The following is a 23,537-nucleotide window of genomic DNA, read 5'->3' on the forward strand; positions in this document are numbered from 1 at the left end:
TCTTTCAATGAAGATAGTCTTTTTATACTTAATTTTTATTATTTGTTAAATTGTTCAAATTCTTCCTTATTTTCAGGAACTTTTATATCTCCTGACTTAATTTTTTCAGCTTCTGCAGTAACATATTCTAATACATCTGGTGGAACATTCTTGTTACTTGTCGGAGCTATACCAACACCATCCATAGATAATGTGTTAATTATTATTTCTCCACCTTTGTAGTTTCCTTCAACTACATTAGATAATAATTCTACTACTGCAACATCTATGTTTTTCATAGCTGAAGTTATTATATTTTCTGGTGCTAAGTAATTTTGATCTTGGTCAACACCTATAGCTTTTTTACCATTTTCTTTAGCTGCTTCTATTGCACCTATACCAACTGCTCCTGCACAAGTGAATATTATATCAACATTTTTAGAATGCATTTGGTTAGCTATAGTTTTTCCTAAAGCTGAATCTGAGAAACTATTTGCATATTGTACCATTACTTCTGCATCTGGGTTAGCGGCTTTGACACCTGTTCTAAATCCATAATCAAACTTAGCTAAAGCATCCGATTCCATACCACCGATAAATCCAACTTTGTTTGTTTCTGTCATTCTCCCAGCTATTAATCCTGTTAAATAAGCTGATGCGTTATCTTCAAATAATAATGAAGTTACGTTTTCTGGTTGTTCTCCTTCACAAACTTCATCTATTAATGCAAATTGTTGTTCTGGATAATTTTTAGCTGCTTCTGTTATAGCTGCCTGTAACTTAAATCCAACACCTACTATTAAATCCATTCCTTCATCAGCAAATGTATCTATATTTTGAACATAGTCTGCTTCTTGTTTAGACTCTAAATATTTTATTTCTAGTTTATCTTTTCCAAATTTTTCTTGAGCGTCTTGGAATCCTTTCCATGATGATTGATTAAATGATTCATCATTTACTCCACCTGTATCTGTTATCATCCCTACTTTAAATACTTTTTCACCATTATCTGATGCTGATGCGTCAGAACCTGATTTCGCTCCACATCCTACTAACATGCTAGCACTCATTACTGTAGCTAAACCTAAAGCTATAAGCTTTTTTAGTTTCATATGTATCCTCCTGATATTTGTATAATATTTAATATTATTTTACACTATTTTATGTTTTTTTCTACAAAAAAATTGTATATATTAATTTTTTTGTGTATAACTTTATATTTAATTTAATTATATTTTATATTCCATTTCATATATATGATATACTATTTATAAAAATATAGTTTTTATTATTAAATAATCGTACTATTTTTAAGTTTTATATAATAAAATTTTCCTCAATCAACCTTTATATTCTCTTTTTTCTATAATAAAAAATGATACTAAATATATAAAATAATTAGTATCATTTTTATTATAGATATGTAACTATCTCATTCCTGGATAATCTAGTTGTCTTAATGCTTCATATACTACTATGGCAACTGAATTTGATAAATTTAAAGATCTAGCTTTCTCTAAATTTAACATAGGTATTCTTATACACGTTTCTAAATTTGCTTTTATAAGTGATTCTGGTAAACCTTTAGTCTCTTTTCCAAATACAATAAATGAATTATCAACATATTTAACGTCAGAATGAGACTGCTTTACTTTTGTTGTCGCATAGAAAAATGTCCCACTTGGATTTTTTTCAACAACTTCTTCAAAACTATCATAATATTGTATATTAGCTATATCCCAATAATCAAGACCGCTTCTTTTTAAATATTTATCTTCTAATGAAAATCCTAGTGGTCTAACTAAATGTAAAGTTGCCCCTGTTGCTGCACAAGTTCTTATTATATTACCTGTATTTTGAGGTATTTCTGGTTCTACTAAAACTACATTTATTGACATTTTATCCTCCTATTTATTAACTGTATTCTATTTTATTTACAATTATATCAGAAATTCACTTTTCTAAGAATGCACTTTATCAAAGTTATTCTTATAGTATTTACAGTATTTCGTTATAGGACAAATACTACACTCAGGTTTTCTAGCTTTACAAATTCGTCTTCCATGAAAGATTAGTAAATGATGAGAATGAGACCATCTTTTCTTTGGTATCGCGTCCATAAGGGCAAACTCTGTTTTTTCAGGAGTTTGAGTATTAACTATACCAATTCGATTTGAAACTCTAAATACATGAGTATCAACCGCCATGGCATCTTGTCCAAAAGCATTGCTAAGTACTACATTAGCAGTTTTCCTTCCAACGCCTGGAAGTTTAGTTAAATCTTCTAAATTATCTGGAACTTCTCCATTATATTCATTGAATATTTTTTCTGACGTAGATTTTATTTTTTCTGCCTTACTCTTATATAAACCGCAGCTTTTTATTTCCTCTTCTATTTCCTCTATACTAAGATTTGCAAAATCCTTAGGAGTATTGTATTTTTTAAACATCTCTCCCGTAACTTTGTTTACTCTTACATCTGTGCATTGAGCAGATAATATTGTTGCTACTAATAGCTCAAATGGTGTAGTGTAATCTAGCTCACATTTCGCATCTGGATAAGTTTCTTCTAATATATCTAGTACTTTATTAATATTTTTCATATAATTCTCCCTTACACCTATTATCTATACTTCATCATTTATCATGATTAATATATAATGAATCTTATAACTTTAACACATAATAAAATTCCTTAAAATACATAGTTTTATACAAAATAATAAGAAGGCAAAAGTTTATATCTTTTGCCTTCTTATTATTTTACCCATTAATATTTTATATAAAACTACTTTTTAGATGGACTTTGTAATTCATTAAACCCTCTTAGTCTTTCTATTACTAGTCTTTTTACTTCATCAAATTTAACATCCATTAATATTTCCATAGCTTCTTCTACTCTTTCAACTGTATATATAGTAAATTTCCCTGTCTCTATTGCCTCTGTTACCTCATCAGATAAAACTAAGTTTCTGCTATTATTTTTTGGTATTATTACACCTTGATTGCCATTTAATCCTTGTTTTTTACAAGTAGAGTAAAATCCTTCTATTTTTTCGCTTATTCCACCAACTACTTGTATTTCACCTTTTTGGTTCATAGAACCAGTTGCAGCTATACTTTGTTTTAAAGGTATTTTACTTAATGATGATAATAAAGCATATAATTCAGCACCCGTTGCGCTATCTCCATCTACACCTCCATAATTTTGTTCAAAACAAATATTTGCATTTAATGAAAGTGGGAAATCTTGTGCAAAAGTCTCTGCTAAATATCCACCTAAAATCAGAACACCTTTATTGTGTATTGGTCCACTCATATTAACTTCTCTCTCTATATTAACTATACCTTTATTACCTGGGCTAGTTGTTACAGTTATTCTAGAAGGTCTTCCAAATGAATATTCGCCTGTGCTTAATACAGATAATCCATTAATCACACCTACTCTACTGCCTTTTGTTTCTATAAGTGTAAATCCATTTTCCAAAGATTCATCCATTTTATTTTCTATTCTATTTAATCTTTTTTTTCTTTCTAATATAGCATTTTGAACATCATATTTATCTACATACTCAGCATTTCTAATTTGAGCACATGCATCACCTTCAACTATTATTTCCATTATTTTGTTAAATTGAGTTGAAAGCTTATATTTATCTCCACAAAGTCTAGTACTAAACTTTATAACTTCCCCAACAGCATCGTAAGTAAAATGTTTTAATTTATTTTTTTCACATTGATATGCTATAAATCTAGCAATGCCATCTTCATTATTTTCATTTTTATCCATTTCATTATCAAAATCTACAAATATTTTAAAATACTTACTAAAATCATCATCATTGTTATAAAGTAGGTTATACATATAATTTGTTCCTATTAATATAACCTTAATATCTATAGGCATATTTTCTGGCTTTATTGATGTTTGTGTATCTACACTTATTTGTCTTGATTGAATAGCTCTTTTTAACATATCCCAAGATAATGGATATCTTAAAAGTTGATCAACATATAAAACTAGATATCCTCCGTTTGCTTTGTGAACAGCCCCAGGTATCAATTTTGTGAAATCTGTTTTTACATTTCCATTATAGTAATCGTACTCTGCTTTTCCAAACAAATTAGCTGGGCTCGGATTTATTTCAACTATTACCGGTGCTTTAAAATTTTCTCTGTCAATTCCATTATCTACAAATAGATTAACTTTATATTTCATAAAATGTTCTCTATCATACTTATCTTTTAACTCTTCTTCATCCATATAGAATAAATAAACATATTCTAATATATCATCTCTCATGTTATTTAAATACATTTTAACTTTTTCATAACCATTATATTTCTCTATTAAACCATCAATATGAGGGTCTATTACATATTTAGCAATTTCTTCTTCTAACTCTAATAAAGCTTCTTTTGCTGCATCTTCTAAATCCCTAATTTTATAGACTACTTGTATCGCAGCATTTTCTAATTCTCTTTTTACTTTATAAAATTCTTCATCAGCATAATCATCCTCAGCTTCTTCATCTTCTTTATTCTCTTCTATAGGCATAAATACCATGCCAACTTTACTATTTTTTAATTTAAATCCTTTTTCTTCTGCATATTTTTTTATCTTTTTAAGTAGTGCATCTTTTTCTATTTCATATTCCTCTATTAATTGATTTTTTCCTATTTCAAAATCTTCACTTTCGAAAGCATCTCTTAATTCATCAAGTAGCGTTTCTATAAGCTTTTCAATATCTTTTTTAAATATTTTTCCCAGACCTTTCTCAAGCCCAATTATAAGTGGTTCTCTATTATTTTCGAAATTATATACATAACACCAATCTTTATGACTTCCTTTTTTAGCTGCATATTTATTTAGAGCGCTCATAGCATATGTTGTTTTACCTGTTCCTGAATCTCCTGCTAAATACATGTTATACGCTGGATTATCAATTTTTAATCCTTTTTCCATAGCTTCTATAGCTCTTTCCTGACCTAATATGCCTTCTAGAGGTTCTATCTCAGATGTATTATTAAATTTTAGCATTGACCCTCCCCCCTTCTATCATTTTATATATTCTATGATTAATAGCTTTTAAATATTTATCTATCTAATATTAATTTTATTCATTATATAAAATATCTTGCCATTTAAATTATCTATAATAAAAAAAGAAGCCTTTGACTTCTTACTCATTCGGCTCCTCTGAAACTATATTTATATTTCTTTTTATTATATTTTTGCCTCTCCAACTAAAAGCCCTATTCCCATATTTTCTCTTAAATTCTTTATTCGATATATCATTAATTTCTTCAATATCTAATTTAAAAATTGCCTCTTGTTTAAATCTTTCTATAGAGGTTATTGGAATATTTTTATTGTGAGGACATATATCTTGACAAATATCACACCCAAAAACTTTTTTATTTTCTTTCAATATTTTTTCCTCTTCTTCTTCAAGCTCTCCTTTTTTTTGTGTTATATAAGATAAACATCTTTTAGGATTCATTTCGTAATTTCCTAAAATAGCATTTCCCGGACAATATTTTACACATTTTCCACATTTTATACATGTTTTTTCTAGCGGAGTATCACTTTTAAACTCATAATTACTCATTATATATCCTATAAACACATATGAACCATATTCATCTGTAATTATATTATTATTTATTCCAAAATATCCTATACCAGATAAATATGCTAAATATCTGTCTACTAATGGACCATTATCAGCAAATATCTTATACTCAAAATTATCTATATTGTCTGATAAATAGTTACATATTTGTTGCAACATATCTTTAACTACTATATGATAATCCTCTCCATAACAATACTTTGATAAATTACATTCATCAAAATCTCCAATATAGTAAGGAAATGCACATACTATTATAGATTTTACATTTTCCATTGTTTCTTTTGGATTAACTCTATTTTCTATAATAGGTTCTTCCATACCAGTTATATATCCATTCAATAATCGCTGTTTTATTATCTTTTCTAAGTCGTAGTAGGGACCTACTCCAGCTATCCCAACACAATCTATTCCTATAGATTTACAAAAATCTTTTAATTCTTCTTTCTTCATAAAAAACCTTTCATTAATTAAATATTAGTTTTATAATAACTAGAGTATAAGGGTGGTGATATTTTGATCAAATTAACGATACCAGGTAGACCTATTAGTAAATCAAACTTCAAACTTCACAATGTACATGGACAAGCATGGATGCCATCAAAAGGTAAACATTCAAAATATTTAGCTTATGAAAACATGATTGCTGGATTTATAAATCAACAATACTTTGGCGATATAATTGAAGAAGACTTAATAACTATACTAAAATTATATTTCCCAAATAAACGCATGGGTGATTTACATAACTATCCTAAAAGTATATGTGATGGTATAGAAAAAAGTGGAATAATAAAAAATGATAAACAACTTAAACCAGTGTTATTGTTTGACTTTATAGATAAGGATAATCCTAGAGTTGAAATAGAGCTTTATCCTATTTCAGAATACGATGTATCCTATGTTGTATCTAAAAAGTAATTTATATATAAAAGAGAACTTAAAACTTAAGTTCTCTTTATTATTATCTATACTCTATACTTTTAGTCAAGCTTAGATGATACTTCTTTTAACATTTCTCTTATAGGCAATTCATATGGACATTTAGTCTCGCATAATCCACATTCTACACATGCACTTGCTTTAACTTCTAACAATTTATATCTTTCCTTAGCCCAATCCTTTAAATTATATCTTGTATAATACCCTTCTAACAAGAAGTTTTGAGGTATATTTATTTTTAATGGACATGGTAGGCAATATTCACATCTCCTGCAAAATCTTTTTCCCATTATAGTTCTTATTTCTTGTATCTTAGATTCATCATCTTCTGTAATATTAGTATCTCGTAGTACTGATACATTCTCTCTAACTTGCTCAATATTTTCCATACCAGGTATAACTACATCTATATAATCTTTTGAAAGTATATATTTTATCGCTAACTTTGCATCATCTATAGCCCCACCAGCTAAAGGTTTCATTACTATAATTCCTATACCTTTTTTATTAGCTTTTTTAAAAACTTCATCCGCTTGATCTTCAATTATATTATATGGAAATTGTATAGTAGAAAACTTTTCATCTTCTATTGACTGTTCTATAGTTTCTAAACTATGACTAGTTATTCCTATATATTTTATTTTACCTTCTTCTCTTGCCTCTAATAGAGCTTTATATGCTTTATTTTTATCAAATATAGTTTTGTATTCTTCTGGCTTAAGATTATGTATTTGATATAAGTCTATACAGTCTGTTTTTAAATTTTTTAAACTTATTTCTATATCTCGTTTCATTGATTCATAATCTCTAGACATACTTTTAGTTGCAATAAAGAATTTTTCCCTTTTACCATCTATAGCATTTCCTATATACTCTTCACTTATAGTATACGCTCTAGCTGTATCTATAAAATTAATATTATTATCAACTAATTCATTTATAACCTTATTAGTCTCTTCTTGTGTTATCCTTTGAATTGGTATTCCACCAAAACCAACCCTATTTACTTTCATATTAGTTTTACCTAATAACCTCATCTATCTCCCACCTTACAATATATTTTCTTATTATATTATAAGGTTATTTTATTATATAATCAAAATCTATTTATTTGATAATATTTCTTTTATCATAGCGATTTCTTTTTTATGACCTTCATCCTCAAGAGGTGTTTCTAGGAAGAATGGTAGTTTATTTAATTTAGGATGGCTCATAAAGTTTATTATAGCATTTAAACCAATCTCACCTTCTCCTATTACTGCATGTCTATCTTTTTTTCCTCCAAAAGGCATCATACTATCGTTTAAATGTACAGCCTTAAGTCTATCTAATCCTATTATCCTGTCAAACTCAGCTAAAACTCCATCTAAATCATTTACTATATCATATCCTGCTGAAAATATATGGCATGTATCTAAGCATACACCTAACTTTTCATTATGACTTACTCCATCTATTATTTTTTTAATTTGCTCAAAAGTAAATCCAATTTCAGTTCCTTTTCCAGACATAGTTTCAAGAAGAACAGTTATATTCTCTTCACCTGTTAGTGTTTCATTTAAAGCATCTACTATTCTTTGTATACCAAAGTCTATTCCTACACCAACATGACTACCTGGATGGAAGCACATATACTCTATTCCTAAAGAATCCATCCTTTCTATATCTTCTTTTATAACTTTTCTACCAAACTCATATACTTCATCCTTTGATCCACCTAAATTCATAGTATAAGGTGCATGTGCTAAAAGTGGTCCAAAATTATATTCTTCTCTTATTTTTTGAAATTTTTCTACATCCTTTTCGTCAAATGCCTTAGCATTTCCTCCTCTTGGATTTCTACTAAAGAATTGGAATGTATTTGCTCCAATATCTACTGCCATTTGAGCTGCTTTAGCAAATCCTTTTGATATTGAAATATGTGGTCCTATTACAAGCATTTTTAATCTCTCCTTACTAATTAAATTTTCACCTTACTAATATACCCAAAAAAATAAGTATCAATTTTTATTGATACTTATCATAAATTACACGCTTCTTTTTTTTGTACTGGTATTGAAACCATAACTATATCATATTGCGACTCTTCATCTTCTAACTTTCTTTTATGTACAATTTCCTCTATTTTATATTTTATAGTATTATTAAGTTCTCTAAGTTCATTTTGTGTAAGAGATATATTATGATAATCAACTATATTTTTTTCTTCTAATACTTGGTCTTCTGCGGCTTGATAAAATAATTCTATTATAGCATCGAATTTTGATAAAAATACTTCATCATCTTCTCCTCTTAGAGATATGTTTATTACATTTTTATCTATAACTATATTCTTTGCTTTTGGATAATAGTATTTTTCTACAATTCCCGATTTAATCTTCTCTTCTACTAATTCTAAAATACCCACTTTATAAAGTGTTTTTATGTGATAATTTATTTTTGCATGAGGTTCATCAAGCATTTGAGATAACTGTTTTGCTGACAACGGTAAGTCATTAAATGCTTTTAAAATATCTATTCTTTTCGGATGTACAATAGCTTTAATACATTCTAAATCTCTAAGTACAAGTACTTCTTTCATTCCCCAACCCCCTGAAATATTTCAATCGTAAGTTAATTATATAATAGTGTTTTTTAGTTGTCAAAAAATTCTATAATTTAAAATATATTTAACTCTAACTTTTCAGATAAATCTTCTAAAACCTTAATCCCAGCTATACTATTTCCTTTTTTATCAAGTGCTGGTCCATAAACTCCTATACCCATTTTTTCTGGAACAGAAGCCATTACTCCCCCTCCAACACCAGATTTTGCAGGTATTCCAACCCTTATAGCAAATTCACCTGATGCATCATACATTCCACAAGTAACCATGAATGTTTTAATCATTCTAGAAACTTTTTCACTAATCAATCTTTCTTTGCTTTCTATATCTACTCCGTACATTGCAAGATTTATTCCAATTCTTGCTAAATCTACGCAATCTATTTCTATAGAGCATTGTTTAAAGTATAAATCTAATATTTCTTCTACATCGCCATTTATAAATCCGTCATTTTTTAATAAATATGCCATAGCTCTATTTCTATCTCCAGTTAGCTTTTCTGATTTATAAACTTCGTAGTTTATCCCAATGCTATCATTATTAGCTAATCGTCTAAAGAACTGTAACATTCTTTCTTCTTTTTCTTCTAAGCTATTACCTTTTATAAGCGATGTAGTTACTATTGCACCTGCATTTATCATAGGATTCGAAGGTTTTTTTGTATCATTTGTTTCCAATTTCATTATCGAGTTAAACGGGTCTCCACTTGGTTCCATACCTACCTTAGAAAATACACTTGTCCAATCATTATCCATTAAAGCCATAGCTAAAACTATAGGCTTAGATATACTTTGTATTGTAAATTTAGTATTGTAATTTCCAGCTGTATATATTTTATTATTATTATCAATTATGCATATACCTAAATCACTTCTTTTTGCATTTTTTAATTCTGGTATATAGCTAGCAACCTGACCATAGTTAGTATATTTTTTATTCTCATCTATTACTTGTTTTAATAAGTTATTCATTACTTCCTCCTTAGTAAATAATATTTATAAATGTATTATGTAATGTAAAAAGGAGCATATCAAAATATATTTATTTATAATAATAAACTCATTGTGCTAGTTAATTCTAGTCATTAAAAATACTAGATTTTATGATAAAGTATTTTCTTAGCTAAAAAGCTATCTATTATATTTTTAATATATACGATATATTAACTAGCACAATGTATTAATAAATATAATTATAAATAAATATTCTAATATATCCCTCTCTTACTTATTAGTCTACTATCTTACTTCCACCTATAAATTCCCTTAATATGGATGTAGAAGGTATATCTGATGTATCTTCTAATTCAATAAAATACTGTAGAAATTTAAGAAGTCTGTTAGCTTCTATATATGCTTCGTCATCACTTTTTATTTCTTCTAACAATGGTTTAGCATATTTTTTTAATACTGCTAACTCATAAACACATGCTGAGTTAAATATTATATCCGCTTCTTCCTGATATGGAAATATATTTATCTTTTCACCTCTTCTTACAGAATCCCAATTCATAATCGTATGTTTAGCACTATATCCTCTAAAGTTATGATCTCTTACCATTCTTCTTATAAGCCTTAAATCTGTCGTAGGTATTCTATTATAATCATCTAAGTTTATTTGTGTCAAAGCACTAATATATATTTTAAATTTATCTTCATCCGGTATCGATGATGTCAATATTGGATTTAATCCGTGTATACCTTCTAATATTATAGGTTGATTTTCTTTTATTTTTAACTTTTTATAATTTTCTTCTCTTTTCCCTGTTTTAAAATTAAATTTAGGCAGACTTACTTCTTTTCCATTTAATAAATTTTTTAAATCTGAATTAAATCTTTCTAAATCTATTGCATATATTGATTCAAAATCATATTTACCAAATTCATCTAAAGGCGTATCCTCTCTATTTAAAAAGTAATCATCTAATGATATTGTTATAGGAGTTAATCCATTAACCTTAAGATGTATACATAATCTATTGGCAAAACTAGTTTTTCCAGATGAAGATGGTGCCGCTATAAGTACAACTCTCTTTTTCTGTTCCTTTATCATGTCTGCTATTTGAGATAATTTTTTCTCGTGTAAAGCTTCAACCATTCTTATGACTTCTCCATATTGATTGTTTTCTATTACTTTATTTAGAGTTATAACTTTATCTACATCTATTACCTTAGCCCATTCTTCCGCTTCTCTATAAATATCTGCAAGCTTTGGTTGCGGTACATATTTTATAACTTTTGTTTTATCAAATTCACTCGGACCTAATAATATTACTCCATTTTTATACTGTTTTAAATCAAAAGTTTTTATATATCCTGTTGAAGGTAGCATATGCCCATAAAAATGATTGATATAATTATTACATTTATATATTTTTACATCGTCATATTCTTTATATCTTAATAACTCAGCTTTTTCATACATCCCATGATCTTCAAATATTTTAATCGCATTTGACTTAGTTGTAGATATCTTTTCTATTTTATAATTTTTATCTATTATATCTTGCATCTTGTTTTTAATATTTTCAATGTCAAAATTTTGAAGTTTTGTATCTTTATGAACTTCACAATAAAGTCCCTTTGATAAAGAATGCTCAATCGTAACTCTAGCTTTATTAAATAATTCATTACAAGCCATTATAAATATAAAAGACATTGTCCTAGCATATACTCTTGAACCATCTGCATTTGTTGTATCTAAAAATTTTATATTACAATCTTCTTTTACTTCATAACTTAATTCTCTTAATTTGTTGTTTATATTTGCAAGTGTTATATATCCCTTAAATTTACTATCGATATCTTTTACTATATTTTCTAAAACTATGCCTGAAGAACCATCTTCTAAATAATACTCTCTTTCTTCGTTATTAACACATATGTTTATACTACTCATAATATATACTCCCTTCTTTCAATATAGTAAAAAAGGAGTATATCATACCCCTTTTTTTATTCTATCTAATATATCTATAGTCTCTTTAATCTGATTATGATTAATTTCTAATATTAAGTACTTTACATTAACACTTAATAATCTCTTGATTTCATTTTCTTGCAAAATACCTCTTCCTATACCTAAATGGCTATCATCTATACCATTATTGTCACTTAAATGAATTATTTCTAATCTATCATTTAAATTGCTGATATAGTCACTGCTATTTATTAAATTATGACCTGTGTCATAGCAAAAACACAAATTTCCATTTTCAATTTTATTAAATATATATTCAAAATCATCATATATATATCCAATATTTGAAAAATCTCCACTCTTAGAATAAGTATTCTCTATAGATACTCTTTTATTACTCTTTTTTAATAAATCTTCAAAAAATGAAACACTGTTGTCTAAGTATTTTTTTCTATTTTTATATAGTCTTTCAGATAGTACATAACCTAAATGCATATTAAAATATACTATATTTAAATCTTTTAGTTGGTTTTCCATGCTATTTATGAAATCTATCCATGAATTTCTTATATATTTTATATTCTCACAAGAATTAAGTTCCATTGGAAGATGTATTCCTAATGATAAATTTAATTTCTCAAACTCATTTTTATATTTATGTAACTTAATACATTCATCTAAATTATCTAAACCTACTTCTATATGGTTAATTCTATCAACTTCTCTACAAAGTTCTAATGCTTTATCTAAATTAAATAAAAGAGCAGATATACCTAATCTCATATACTTACCTAACTTACAATACCTATTTTATTAAATGGGAATAATCTTATCATAACTTTCCCCATTATATCTTTTTCATCAACTAGTCCAACACTTTCATATCTACTATCTAAACTTTTTTCTCTATTATCTCCCATAGCAAATACTTTACCTTCTGGAACTACCATATCTATATCTCCGCTAGTATAATTTTCATGTATATATGGCTCATCTAAAAGTTTATCATTTACATATACTTTAGAATCTTCTATCTTTATATGTTGTCCTTCTGTCGCTATAACCCTTTTAACTAAATCTTTTGGTTTTCCATCATCTTGCAGAAGATTAGTTTTAAATACTATTATATCGCCATCTTTTGGTTCTCCTATTTTATAAGACATTCTATTTATTATTAAATAATCATTTTCGACTAATGTTGGATACATAGATTCCCCTCTAACTAAAGTAGGTCTTATAAATTGAGTTATTATAAAAGCAAATACTAATGCTGTAGCTATTACTTTTATCCACTCAATTAACTCCTTCTTAAACTTTTCACTCACTCACACCATCTCCTTATAAAATTAATGATTTTCATGGCTTCCTATCATATGGATAGCCATCTCATTAATATCATCATATTTATTTGAACTAATACCTAAGTCCAAAAGCTCACATGCTTTAACTAAATCTCTCATAACTTCCATTGGACTTCCATAAATCTCTTCAATTTTCTCTTTACTTATACCCTTAAAACCATGCCCTACAGGACTTTCATTTCTAAGCCTTATCAAGCTTTCCAACCTATCGTTATTTAGTATTTCTAATACCTTTTCCATTCTTTTAGTTTTCTTTATATGTCTATTTATGTACTGAGTTACCCCTTTAATTAGATTCCCACTATAAATATTATACTTCTTTTTTAATGTATATAGTATATTTTTCTTTGATACCATATATCCATGCATTGATACTTTATAGTTTTTAGATTCTTTAGTACTCACAAATATATACTTAAATAATGCTTCTTTTAACCTATAAAGTCTGCCTATAAAATCTATATATTCTTCATTTACAATTTGAATTTTTATATTCTCAATTAATTCAGATAATATATCTTCTGGTTCCCCCTGTTCTAAATTATTTAAATTAGTTATCAATTTTTTTATTTCGCTTCTAGTTAGCATCTGGCTACTCATCTTTTCTATCGATTCTAAAGCCCTTTTAAATTCAAAGTTAACAGAATATTGACATGATTCGATTAAAAAATACAAATCTCCATCTATAATTCCAGCCTCTTCTAATATATCTAATACTGCATCATAATCATATCTTTGTAAAAATTTTGATATAGCATACTCTTGATTTTCACTTAAAATCTCCATAACATACCTCCATAAAATAGTTTTATATTTTATTATTGAACTATATTGGAGATTTTATTAAATAATTTTAGTAATTTATCCTTAATCCTTTCGGATAATGATTTTTTAAAATGCCATTAGATTCTTTTCCCCATCCAAGACCTATACCTTCTACACAAACTAAAACCCATCCTCTGCTTTTTCCTGTTTCTATAGTGTTTCCTCTTAAATAGTCTAAGATTTTATCATCTTGTACACTAAAGTTTTCTACATTTTTTACATCTTCCATCTTCAGATAATGAGCTAATGCATGAGATGGCTCGAATCTATTTTTCTTTAGCATACCTAAATGCAGTCCATATCTTAATACTTTTAACTTTTTAGTATCTGGGTGTTCTTCAGGTAGTAAATATAAATTTTCTCCTCTTATATCAAACCTACTTTCTATAGATATATTTAAGAATTTCTTTTCAAACTCTCTATAATCCTTTACTTCTTTATCATTATTCTTTATTTTTATATATTTTACATTACAATCTTCATTTTCTAATTTTTGAATTTTAGCAACAAAATGACCTTCTCCGCTTGCTTTATGAGGCCATATTCTTTGCATTTCAATTAATTTAGCATCTTCATGTTCAGATATAAACTCAATTATCACATCTTCATTCTCTTCTTTTGCAAATGTACAAGTAGAATATACTAATATTCCACCATTTTTTAACATATCATATCCATCTCTTATAATATCTTTTTGTATACTTTGACACTCTAGAACTTTAGCATAACTCCAATCAGTTATAGCAACCTCATCTTTTCTAAACATACCTTGTCCTGAACAAGGTGCATCAATTACTACCTTATCAAAATATCCTGTAAATACCTTTCTCAAATTATTAGAGTCAGTATTTGTTATTATACAATTTTTAGCTCCAAATCTCTCTAAATTTTCTCCTAATGCTCTTATTCTAGTAGGATTTATTTCATTTGATACTAATAATCCTGTATCATTTAGCTTTGATAATATATATGTAGATTTTCCTCCTGGAGCAGCACACATATCAAGAATCTTATCTCCTTCTTTTATATCAAGATGAGGAACTACACTCATTGCAGATGGTTCCTGCAAATAATATGCACCTGCTTCATGTAATGGACTTTTACCTGGTCTATCTATCTCCTCGTTATAATAAAATCCTTCATCCGCCCAAGGTATAGGCTTTAAACTATATAAATTTAAATTTAATAATTTCTCTTTATTTATTTTTAAAGTATTAACTCTTAATCCTGTTGTTTTCGGTTCATCATAACTTTTTATAAAATCATCATATTCATCCATAAGAAGTTCTTTCATATCATCTAAAAATCTTTGTGGTAGTTCTTTCAATTCTAATCGTCCTTTCTTTTTTTATGCATAATAACTTTATGTCTTTTTAAAAATTTCTTTCTAGAATTATTGGTATATTCATCTAATTTATCTAAACTAATTTTCCATAAATATACTATATAAGCTATAAATACTATAATAGACCATCTATATTGTATCATCAATATAAAATCAAAAACTCCGTGTAATAAAACAGGCAATATTATAGATACTATTAAGTATTTTCTTTTTTTAGCTTTAGAACTAGTGAATCTATATTTTGAAATATAATATCCCATAATTACAGCAAACATCATATGTGCAGGAACTGATATTATCGATCTTATGACTCCCACCTCAAAAGCTGATGTTGGATCCTCAAATAGTATATATATTATATTTTCAACAGTTGCAAATCCTAAGGATAAAAATACTGAATATATAATTCCATCTAACCTTTCATTAAAGTTTTTTTCTTTTAGTAAGTTCGGTATAAGAACTAAAGCTTTTAATCCTTCTTCAACTAGTCCCGCAACTATAAAAGACATATAGAAGATATAAGTTTTTCCTATAAATATATTTATTTTTATAAGTGTTTCTTCTGTATAAATTGCTAGTATACTTACTAAAATACCAATTATAAAAAACTTACTTAATATACATATGGGCTCCTTATCATATTTATCTTTTAAATATATCCATAATATAATTGTTACAACTGGTGCTATAGCCAGTATTAATAGATCTAATTTCATAAATTAATCCTCTCTTTATATTTTATAAATATATTATTTCCATTTAGCTTAACAAAATAATAACTATCTTCATAGTATGAATATAGAAAAGTATTATTTAATATGAAGAGGTGATTATATGCAAGATGGTTTCCTAACAGTTAGTGTTATTGATAGTTCAACTAATAGGCCTATAGAAAATGCAACTGTAAATATTTATAAAAATCCTGAATCCGGGGAGAGACAAACTCAAATATATCAAAATTTAAAGACTGATAACTCTGGTCAAGTTACTGGTCTTACATTAGATGCACCTGACATCCAATATTCTCAGCAACCATCAGATGTTAGACCTTATAGTCAATATACTGTAGAAGTAATTTCAGATGGATATGAAACAGCCATTATTGATGGAACTCAAGTATTCCCTACTGTAGAGGCTAGACAAAACGTACCTCTAAACTCTCAATCACGACGCAGACACTTCTATTATAGACAAAATGAAAATGTTTATGATATAGGAGATAATACTCTGTACGGAACATATCCTCCTAAAATACCAGAAAGTGATTTAAAACCATTACCAGCACCAACAGGGTTTGTAGTCTTAGACAATCCAGTTATTCCCGAATTTGTAGTTGTTCATGATGGATTACCTAATGATAATTCTGCGCAAAATTACTGGATTCCATTTAAAGATTATATAAAAAATGTAGCTTCATCTGAGATATATTCTACTTGGCCAGAACAAACTATATATGCAAATGTAATAGCCATAATATCATTTACTCTAAATAGAGTTTTTACAGAATGGTATAGAAGTAAGGGACTTAATTTTACAATAACATCATCTACTGCATACGATCATAAGTTTATAAACAATAGAAATTTCTTTGATACTATAGGTGTTGTTGTAGACAATATATTTAATACATTTATAAAAAGACCTCCTTCAGCTAGACAGCCTCTTTTAGCTCAATACTGTGATGGCAAAAAATCTCAATGTCCTAATCAAATGACTCAATGGGGAAGTAAGGATTTAGGAGATCAAGGAATGGACTATGAAAGCATTTTAAAATATTTTTATGGTGATGAAATAGTATTTGAAGAAGCACCTATTGTAAGTGGTGTACCTGTATCCTTCCCTGGAGATACATTACAGGTTGGATCTAGCGGAAAATATGTTAGAACTATACAAAACCAATTAAACGCAATATCAAAATCTTACCCTGCTATTCCAAAAATAAAAGAAGATGGTATTTATGGAAATAGCACTGCCGAAGCAGTTAGTACCTTCCAAGGAATCTTCGGTCTTCCAAAATCAGGAATTGTAGATTTTAAAACTTGGTATGAAATTTCTAGAGTTTATGTTGCTGTTACTAAAATAGCTTCTTTAAATCCAACAATCTAATATAAAAGACCACATAAGTGTGGTCTTTTATTACTTAAATATTTCTTTATATTCTGGTTTTAACATATGATCTATTTTATTAATATTTATTATAAATTCAGGTATACCGGCTGCATAAGGAGCTATATTATATAAATCAAAATATACTACTATATTATCATCTTGTATATAAAATTTTTGTTTATCATCTATACTTTTAAATTCATACACTCCCTTATTTTGTTCATCTGACTTTATTAATTCTTCTATTTGCATTCTTATTTCTTCATTTATAACTTTTTTATAGTCTATACCTTCTTTAAATAAATTATCTAACGTTAAAATTTTTCCATTTGTTGTATCTATATTATATGCTGTATTCTCATAATATCCATGAGCTCCTCCTGCATATTTATAATATTTTATCAATATGCTTAATATGTTATCACTATTTTTCTTTACATCAAAATCAACATTAGCAACAAATTTATTCTCTATTTCAGGAAGAGCATTATTGTATTCTTCTGCTTGCTTTTGAGATTCATTAAAAAACTTCATTATGCTATTTGTTATTTCATCATTTATATGTTTTGATATATCTTTGTTATCAGTCATTATTATAGGTATATTAATAATACTATTTATATACTTATTGTTTTTAGTTAGTGTTTGAGTATCTATATTAGCAATTATATTACTAGTTTGAATCATTTTTATTTTGTTTTTAAATATATTAAAAGGAATTTTAAATTCATATGTTAAATCTTCTTTACTTGATTTGTACGGATTAAAGTAAATATTTATTCCTTCATCTATTATTTCATAGCTTGTATATTTATCAATTTTTATTTTATTTCTATTAAACTTTAATTTATTATCTTTTATATAATCCATTATATAATCATAAATTATATCTTCATAATCTTCATTATCCTTTAATAAATTGTTTAAGAAGATTCTTTGTCCTGTATTTAAATCAAATACATAACTATCTTTCTCTTGTTTAAACTTATTGTCTTCATATCTTATTTCTTTGTATATCACAATATTTAATAAACTTTTATTTTCAAAAACTATATGATAATTTATATTAATATTAGTTTTAGTATTATTTTTATTAAGTTGAGATTCTTGTCTTTGATGATTTATTGAATCATTTATATTTCTTCTAATATACGAATTTATATATCTTTCAACTTCTTCATTTGAATAATGTATCTCTGGCATTTTTGCATTTACTAATAATTTTTTTTCATTAATTTTAATTTTTTCTTCTGTTACCTTTACCGGTTTTAATCCTTGATATAAATTCGTTTGTAATTCATCTTTTATATTAGATATGTTAATTTTACTAAATATTGTAATCATTATTATCACTAATAATATGTATTTATATTTTAAGAAGTGTTTTAGACTTTTCATATTTTGATTTTCCTCCTAAATATAATTCTTTTATTATATTTAGATTTTTTGTATTTTTTATCCCTATAAAATATAAAAATAACTTATTATTAATCTTTAAAATTTAAATTTTCTATATAAAAATAAAAAACTTAAGACTATATCTTAAGTTTTTTACTTTTATTATTTTTTTATAAGCTTTACTATAGTTTCAACGTGTGGAGTATTCGGGAACATATCCATACACTTTACTTTTTCTAATTCATATCCGTACTTTTTAAATTCAACTAAATCAAGAACTAGAGTCTTTGGATTACAAGATATATAAACTATTTCCTTTGCTCCAAAATTAGATATATCTCTTACTGCATCTTTGTGTACTCCTGGTCTTGGTGGATCTACTATTATTAAATCTGGCTTATCCTTTAAATTCTTTACAGTTTTTGCTACATCTCCTGCAACAAATTCACAGTTAGTTAATCCATTTAGTTTAGCATTTTCATTTGCAGCTACTACAGCTTCTTCTATTATTTCTATTCCATATACCTTCTTAGCTGCTTTAGCCATAACTTGACCTATAGTTCCCGTTCCACTATATAAGTCAAATACAACCTTATCATTGTGGTCTCCTACAAACTCTCTAGCTATAGTGTAAAGTTCTTCTGCTCCTTTAGTGTTAGTTTGGAAGAATGAAAATGGAGAAACTCTAAATCTTAAGCCTAAAACTTCTTCATGAATATAATCTCTTCCATGTAATACTCTTAATTCATCACAGTTTACAGCATCTGCTAATCCATCATTTATTGTGTGTAATATACTTACTAATTCAGCTTCTGTATCTAAATTTAATAACATATCTTTATATTCATTCATATTAAAATCAACTTGAGAAGATGTTACTATATTTACCATAAGCTCATTAGTATTTATACCTTTTCTAACTACAAGATTTCTCAAGTATCCTTTATGATTTACAGTTCTATAGTAAGGTAGTTCTTTTTCATTAAAGAATTCTACTGTTGAAGTTAAAACTTTTATAAAGTCTTGGTCAACTAAGAAACATCCATCAACTGTCATTATATCTATATGCCTTCCTTTTTTATGAAGACCTAATGTTAATGGTCCATCCTTCATTTCATCTCCAAAAGTATATTCCATTTTATTTCTATATAATTTATTTTGAGGACTACCTTGTATACCTAAGAATTTAAATCCAAATAAATCTTGTTGTAAAAATAAATCCATAACTTGTCTTTCTTTTATTTCTAATTGCTTTTCATAAGGAACAGATAATATGCTACATCCTCCACATTCATTAAAATGCTTACATGGTGTTTCTGTTTCTATCGGAGAGTTTTCTAATAACTCTAACATCTTAACATCTGCTTTTCCACTTTTCGTTCTTTTTACAGCAGCTTTAACCTTTTGTCCAGTTATTCCACCTTTCATATGTATATCTCTGTTTCCATATCTACTTACAGATGTTCCTCCGAACTCCATTTTATCTACTTCAAACTCTATAACGTCTCTTCTTTTCACTAATGCTACCTCCGCTTGTTGTTTATATTATCAAACTATCTTTCTTCTATTAACTTAACTTCTTCTTCAGTTAATTCTCTATACTCTCCTAATTCTAAGCTTTCATCTAACTTTAATTTTCCCATAGAAATCCTTTTTAAGTATACTACTTTTTTGTCTACACTCTCAAACATTCTTTTTACTTGGTGGAATTTACCTTCATGAATTGTAAGTTCTATTTCGGAAATATCATCACTTTTTAATATTTTTAATTGTGATGGCATTGTTTCATATCCATCATCAAGAATTACACCTTTTTCAAATGCAAGTATATCTTCTTCCGTTACTTTTCCTTGTATTTTTGCATAATAAGTTTTTGGTACATGCTTTTTAGGAGATAACACTCTATGAGAAAGTTGACCATCATTAGTAAGAACTAATAATCCTTCTGTATCCTTGTCCAATCTTCCTACTGGAAATGGTTCAAATACTAGATATGACGAATCGATTAAATCTAATACTATTGGGTCATGTTTATCAAATGTAGCTGATATGTATCCATCTGGTTTATTTAACATTATATAAATAAATTCTCTATATACTATTTTTTCTCCATTAAACATAACTTCATCATTTTCAGAATCAACCTGTATTCCTGGATTATTTATAACTTTTCCATTTACAGATATTAGTCCTTGTTTACAGTATTTTTTTAATTCCGCCCTACTAGCTACTCCCACATTTGAAAGTAACTTATCTACGCGCATTTTTTTTCCCATTAAAAATGTTCTCCATTCTCATAGTATTTTTCTTTTTCAAAAACTGTAAACGCTAAATCCATATTCTCTATGTTTAAATTTTCCCTTATATTATCTGTTATTATTTTTGCAACGGTATCTTGTACCTCGTGACCTCTATCAAACCAAGCTACCTCTACAAAAGGATATACGTCTGCTATTTTCCCATTTCTTATAGCTACAGATTTTATACATTCTATCTCAAAATAGTCTCTTGGACATTTTACCGCATCTACTAATTCATCTATCATTTTTTCACTTATTTCACATATTTGATTTTCATTTATTCCTCTTATCTTTATTTGTGGCATAACATTTTTCCTTTCTATATAATAAAAATTTATAATTCATTCTTATTTAAGTATTATTATACTTTTAATTTCAAGTTATTACAATTTACTATGTACTTTTTTTCCATAAACGTTATAATATTAATTGATGGGTAAATTTTAGAATTTAGTAATTAAATCAAAATTATAAACAATTTTGAATTTAACTTAATTAGGGAGGTTTTAACTATGTTAGTTTCTGCAAAAGAAATGTTAAATAAAGCTAGAGAAGGCAAATACGCAGTAGGTCAATTCAACATAAATAACTTAGAATGGACTAAAGCTGTTTTATTAACTGCTCAGGAAAACAACTCACCTGTTATATTAGGTGTTTCTGAAGGTGCTGGTAAATATATGGGGGGATATAAAACTATAGTTGGTATGGTTAATGGAATGTTAGAAGAATTAAACATAACAGTTCCAGTTGCATTACATTTAGACCATGGTAGTTATGAAGGAGCTTTAAAAGTAATAGAAGCAGGTTTCTCTTCTGTTATGTTTGATGGTTCTCACTACTCTATAGAAGAAAATGTAGCTAAAACTAAAGAAATAGTTGAAATAGCTCATTCTAAAGGAATATCTGTAGAAGCAGAAGTTGGTTCTATAGGTGGAGAAGAAGATGGTGTTGTTGGTGCTGGTGAAGTTGCAGATCCAGATGAATGTAAATTAATATCTGACTTAGGTGTTGATATGTTAGCTGCTGGTATAGGTAACATACATGGACAATATCCAGAAAATTGGGCAGGATTAAACTTTGATGCTTTAGAAGCTATAAACAATGCTACAGGTGATATGCCATTAGTTTTACATGGTGGTACAGGTATACCTGCTGAAATGATACAAAAAGCTATATCTTTAGGTGTATCTAAAATAAATGTGAATACTGAGTGTCAATTAGCATTTGCTGCTGCTACTCGTAAATACATAGAAGAAGGAAAAGACTTACAAGGTAAAGGATTTGACCCTCGTAAAGTTTTAGCTCCAGGATTTGAGGCTATAAAAGCTACTGTTAAAGAGAAAATGGAGTTATTTGGATCTATAAATAAAGCTTAATTTTATTAGTTATGACCCTGTTAACTAGACAGTTATAAAATAGTAATTATTTCTTTATAAATTTTAAATTTACATTAGCGATAAATAAAAAAGAGTATAATCTAGTGATTAATCACTAAATTATACTCTTTTTTACTTTATTAACTATAAAACTTTGATGCTCCTGTTAATTGTCTTTTACCTATTAATTTAGATAAATTAGTAAGAGATGCTATTTTTATATCCTTAAAACTTACAAGAAATACAAATTTAAAATCTGTAAATGTTTCATCTATATTATATACATCAAAGTAACATCTTACATTATCTAATAAATATTTATCTTGTATTTCCTCTTCAATTTCATCTGTAGCGTCTTTTAAATATGCTCTTACATCTTCGAATAAAATGTCAAAATAAGATTCATCTATATCTTTTCCTATCTCTTCTTTTATTTCATCTATATCTTCCATATTAAATATTTCTCTAGATAATTGACAATCATATACCATTATATTTTTTTGACTTATTGTCTCTGAGATATCTTGTATATACTCAAAATCAGGGCGCAATTCTAAAACATTTTTCACATCATTACTATTTATTTTTATTTTTCCTTTTTTATTCTCTAAGTTTAGTTCTATCATTCGATTGCCTCCCACCTACACCAATAATAGTACTAATTGTACTTTTGTATAAATTTGTTTATATCTATCCATTTATTTAACTTCTATCATATTTTTATGTTCTATTTCTTTGTTAT

The 23,537-nt window shown here is 27.2% G+C and carries 23 protein-coding genes; 3 read left to right on the plus strand and 20 right to left on the minus strand.

What is annotated here, in order from left to right:
• Positions 1-38 precede the first annotated feature (38 nt).
• The 5 genes from CRIB_RS10365 to queG form a co-directional block, all read right to left on the minus strand.
• Positions 39-1,091: a BMP family lipoprotein gene (locus CRIB_RS10365; RefSeq protein WP_180702296.1), complete on the minus strand. Its 1,053-nt coding sequence runs from the start codon at positions 1,089-1,091 to the stop codon at positions 39-41.
• 315 nt (positions 1,092-1,406) lie between these two features.
• Positions 1,407-1,877, minus strand: coding sequence for a tRNA (uridine(34)/cytosine(34)/5-carboxymethylaminomethyluridine(34)-2'-O)-methyltransferase TrmL (gene trmL, locus CRIB_RS10370; RefSeq protein WP_180702297.1), 471 nt, complete (start codon positions 1,875-1,877; stop codon positions 1,407-1,409).
• 63 nt (positions 1,878-1,940) lie between these two features.
• Entirely contained in the window at positions 1,941-2,582 is a 642-nt protein-coding gene (gene nth, locus CRIB_RS10375) for an endonuclease III (RefSeq protein ID WP_180702298.1), read from the minus strand.
• Between the two features lie 185 nt (positions 2,583-2,767).
• Positions 2,768-5,020 carry a Lon protease family protein gene (locus tag CRIB_RS10380; RefSeq protein ID WP_180702299.1) on the minus strand — a complete coding sequence of 751 codons (2,253 nt, stop codon included), beginning with the start codon at positions 5,018-5,020 and terminating at the stop codon, positions 2,768-2,770.
• A gap of 142 nt (positions 5,021-5,162) precedes the next feature.
• Positions 5,163-6,068 (minus strand): tRNA epoxyqueuosine(34) reductase QueG, encoded by a 906-nt coding sequence (queG, locus tag CRIB_RS10385; RefSeq protein WP_180702300.1) that lies wholly within the window; start codon positions 6,066-6,068, stop codon positions 5,163-5,165.
• A 63-nt stretch (positions 6,069-6,131) separates the two neighbouring features.
• On the opposite strand from queG, the gene CRIB_RS10390 reads away from it, so the two are divergent.
• Entirely contained in the window at positions 6,132-6,536 is a 405-nt protein-coding gene (locus tag CRIB_RS10390; RefSeq protein ID WP_180702301.1) for a RusA family crossover junction endodeoxyribonuclease, read from the plus strand.
• A gap of 62 nt (positions 6,537-6,598) precedes the next feature.
• On the opposite strand, the gene CRIB_RS10395 is transcribed toward CRIB_RS10390, so the two are convergent.
• The 10 genes from CRIB_RS10395 to CRIB_RS10440 form a co-directional block, all read right to left on the minus strand.
• Complete coding sequence (locus tag CRIB_RS10395; protein ID WP_180702302.1) at positions 6,599-7,594, minus strand: aldo/keto reductase; 996 nt, start codon at positions 7,592-7,594, stop codon at positions 6,599-6,601.
• A 66-nt stretch (positions 7,595-7,660) separates the two neighbouring features.
• Positions 7,661-8,497, minus strand: coding sequence for a deoxyribonuclease IV (locus CRIB_RS10400; protein WP_180702303.1), 837 nt, complete (start codon positions 8,495-8,497; stop codon positions 7,661-7,663).
• Positions 8,498-8,577: 80 nt separating this feature from the next.
• On the minus strand, positions 8,578-9,138 hold the full coding sequence (locus CRIB_RS10405; protein WP_180702304.1) for an ArsR/SmtB family transcription factor: 561 nt from the start codon (positions 9,136-9,138) through the stop codon (positions 8,578-8,580).
• A gap of 77 nt (positions 9,139-9,215) precedes the next feature.
• Positions 9,216-10,133 carry a glutaminase A gene (gene glsA, locus CRIB_RS10410; protein ID WP_180702305.1) on the minus strand — a complete coding sequence of 306 codons (918 nt, stop codon included), beginning with the start codon at positions 10,131-10,133 and terminating at the stop codon, positions 9,216-9,218.
• Positions 10,134-10,392: 259 nt separating this feature from the next.
• The gene (locus tag CRIB_RS10415; RefSeq protein ID WP_180702306.1) at positions 10,393-12,060 is read right to left on the minus strand and encodes a nucleoside kinase; all 1,668 of its coding nucleotides are present in this window, start codon (positions 12,058-12,060) and stop codon (positions 10,393-10,395) included.
• A 42-nt stretch (positions 12,061-12,102) separates the two neighbouring features.
• Positions 12,103-12,864, minus strand: coding sequence for a sugar phosphate isomerase/epimerase family protein (locus CRIB_RS10420; RefSeq protein WP_180702307.1), 762 nt, complete (start codon positions 12,862-12,864; stop codon positions 12,103-12,105).
• Positions 12,865-12,872: 8 nt separating this feature from the next.
• On the minus strand, positions 12,873-13,406 hold the full coding sequence (gene lepB, locus CRIB_RS10425; RefSeq protein ID WP_180702308.1) for a signal peptidase I: 534 nt from the start codon (positions 13,404-13,406) through the stop codon (positions 12,873-12,875).
• A 21-nt stretch (positions 13,407-13,427) separates the two neighbouring features.
• Complete coding sequence (locus CRIB_RS10430) at positions 13,428-14,228, minus strand: hypothetical protein (RefSeq protein WP_180702309.1); 801 nt, start codon at positions 14,226-14,228, stop codon at positions 13,428-13,430.
• A gap of 67 nt (positions 14,229-14,295) precedes the next feature.
• Entirely contained in the window at positions 14,296-15,594 is a 1,299-nt protein-coding gene (locus tag CRIB_RS10435; protein WP_180702310.1) for an RsmF rRNA methyltransferase first C-terminal domain-containing protein, read from the minus strand.
• Between the two features lie 2 nt (positions 15,595-15,596).
• Complete coding sequence (locus CRIB_RS10440; RefSeq protein ID WP_180702311.1) at positions 15,597-16,328, minus strand: PrsW family intramembrane metalloprotease; 732 nt, start codon at positions 16,326-16,328, stop codon at positions 15,597-15,599.
• Between the two features lie 118 nt (positions 16,329-16,446).
• Here CRIB_RS10440 and sleC point away from each other — a divergent pair, with 118 nt between their 5' ends.
• Entirely contained in the window at positions 16,447-17,718 is a 1,272-nt protein-coding gene (gene sleC / locus CRIB_RS10445; RefSeq protein ID WP_180702312.1) for a spore cortex-lytic germination protein SleC, read from the plus strand.
• A gap of 30 nt (positions 17,719-17,748) precedes the next feature.
• Here sleC and CRIB_RS10450 read toward each other — a convergent pair whose 3' ends face one another.
• From CRIB_RS10450 to CRIB_RS10465, 4 genes are all read right to left on the minus strand, one after another.
• Complete coding sequence (locus CRIB_RS10450; RefSeq protein ID WP_180702313.1) at positions 17,749-19,119, minus strand: DUF3298 and DUF4163 domain-containing protein; 1,371 nt, start codon at positions 19,117-19,119, stop codon at positions 17,749-17,751.
• Positions 19,120-19,281: 162 nt separating this feature from the next.
• Complete coding sequence (gene rlmD / locus CRIB_RS10455; protein WP_180702314.1) at positions 19,282-20,637, minus strand: 23S rRNA (uracil(1939)-C(5))-methyltransferase RlmD; 1,356 nt, start codon at positions 20,635-20,637, stop codon at positions 19,282-19,284.
• 35 nt (positions 20,638-20,672) lie between these two features.
• On the minus strand, positions 20,673-21,395 hold the full coding sequence (locus tag CRIB_RS10460; protein ID WP_180702315.1) for a pseudouridine synthase: 723 nt from the start codon (positions 21,393-21,395) through the stop codon (positions 20,673-20,675).
• Entirely contained in the window at positions 21,395-21,724 is a 330-nt protein-coding gene (locus CRIB_RS10465) for a DUF1904 domain-containing protein (RefSeq protein WP_180702316.1), read from the minus strand. Before CRIB_RS10465 ends, CRIB_RS10460 begins: the two co-directional genes overlap by 1 nt.
• Positions 21,725-21,931: 207 nt before the next feature.
• Here CRIB_RS10465 and fba point away from each other — a divergent pair, with 207 nt between their 5' ends.
• Positions 21,932-22,795 (plus strand): class II fructose-1,6-bisphosphate aldolase, encoded by an 864-nt coding sequence (gene fba / locus CRIB_RS10470; protein WP_180702317.1) that lies wholly within the window; start codon positions 21,932-21,934, stop codon positions 22,793-22,795.
• 140 nt (positions 22,796-22,935) lie between these two features.
• Here fba and CRIB_RS10475 read toward each other — a convergent pair whose 3' ends face one another.
• A complete protein-coding gene (locus tag CRIB_RS10475) occupies positions 22,936-23,421 on the minus strand; it encodes a hypothetical protein (protein ID WP_180702318.1) in 486 nt (161 codons plus the stop codon).
• Positions 23,422-23,537 lie beyond the last annotated feature (116 nt).

Origin of the sequence: Romboutsia ilealis (assembly GCF_900015215.1) — a bacterium.
Classification (GTDB): Bacteria; Bacillota; Clostridia; order Peptostreptococcales; family Peptostreptococcaceae; genus Romboutsia; species Romboutsia ilealis.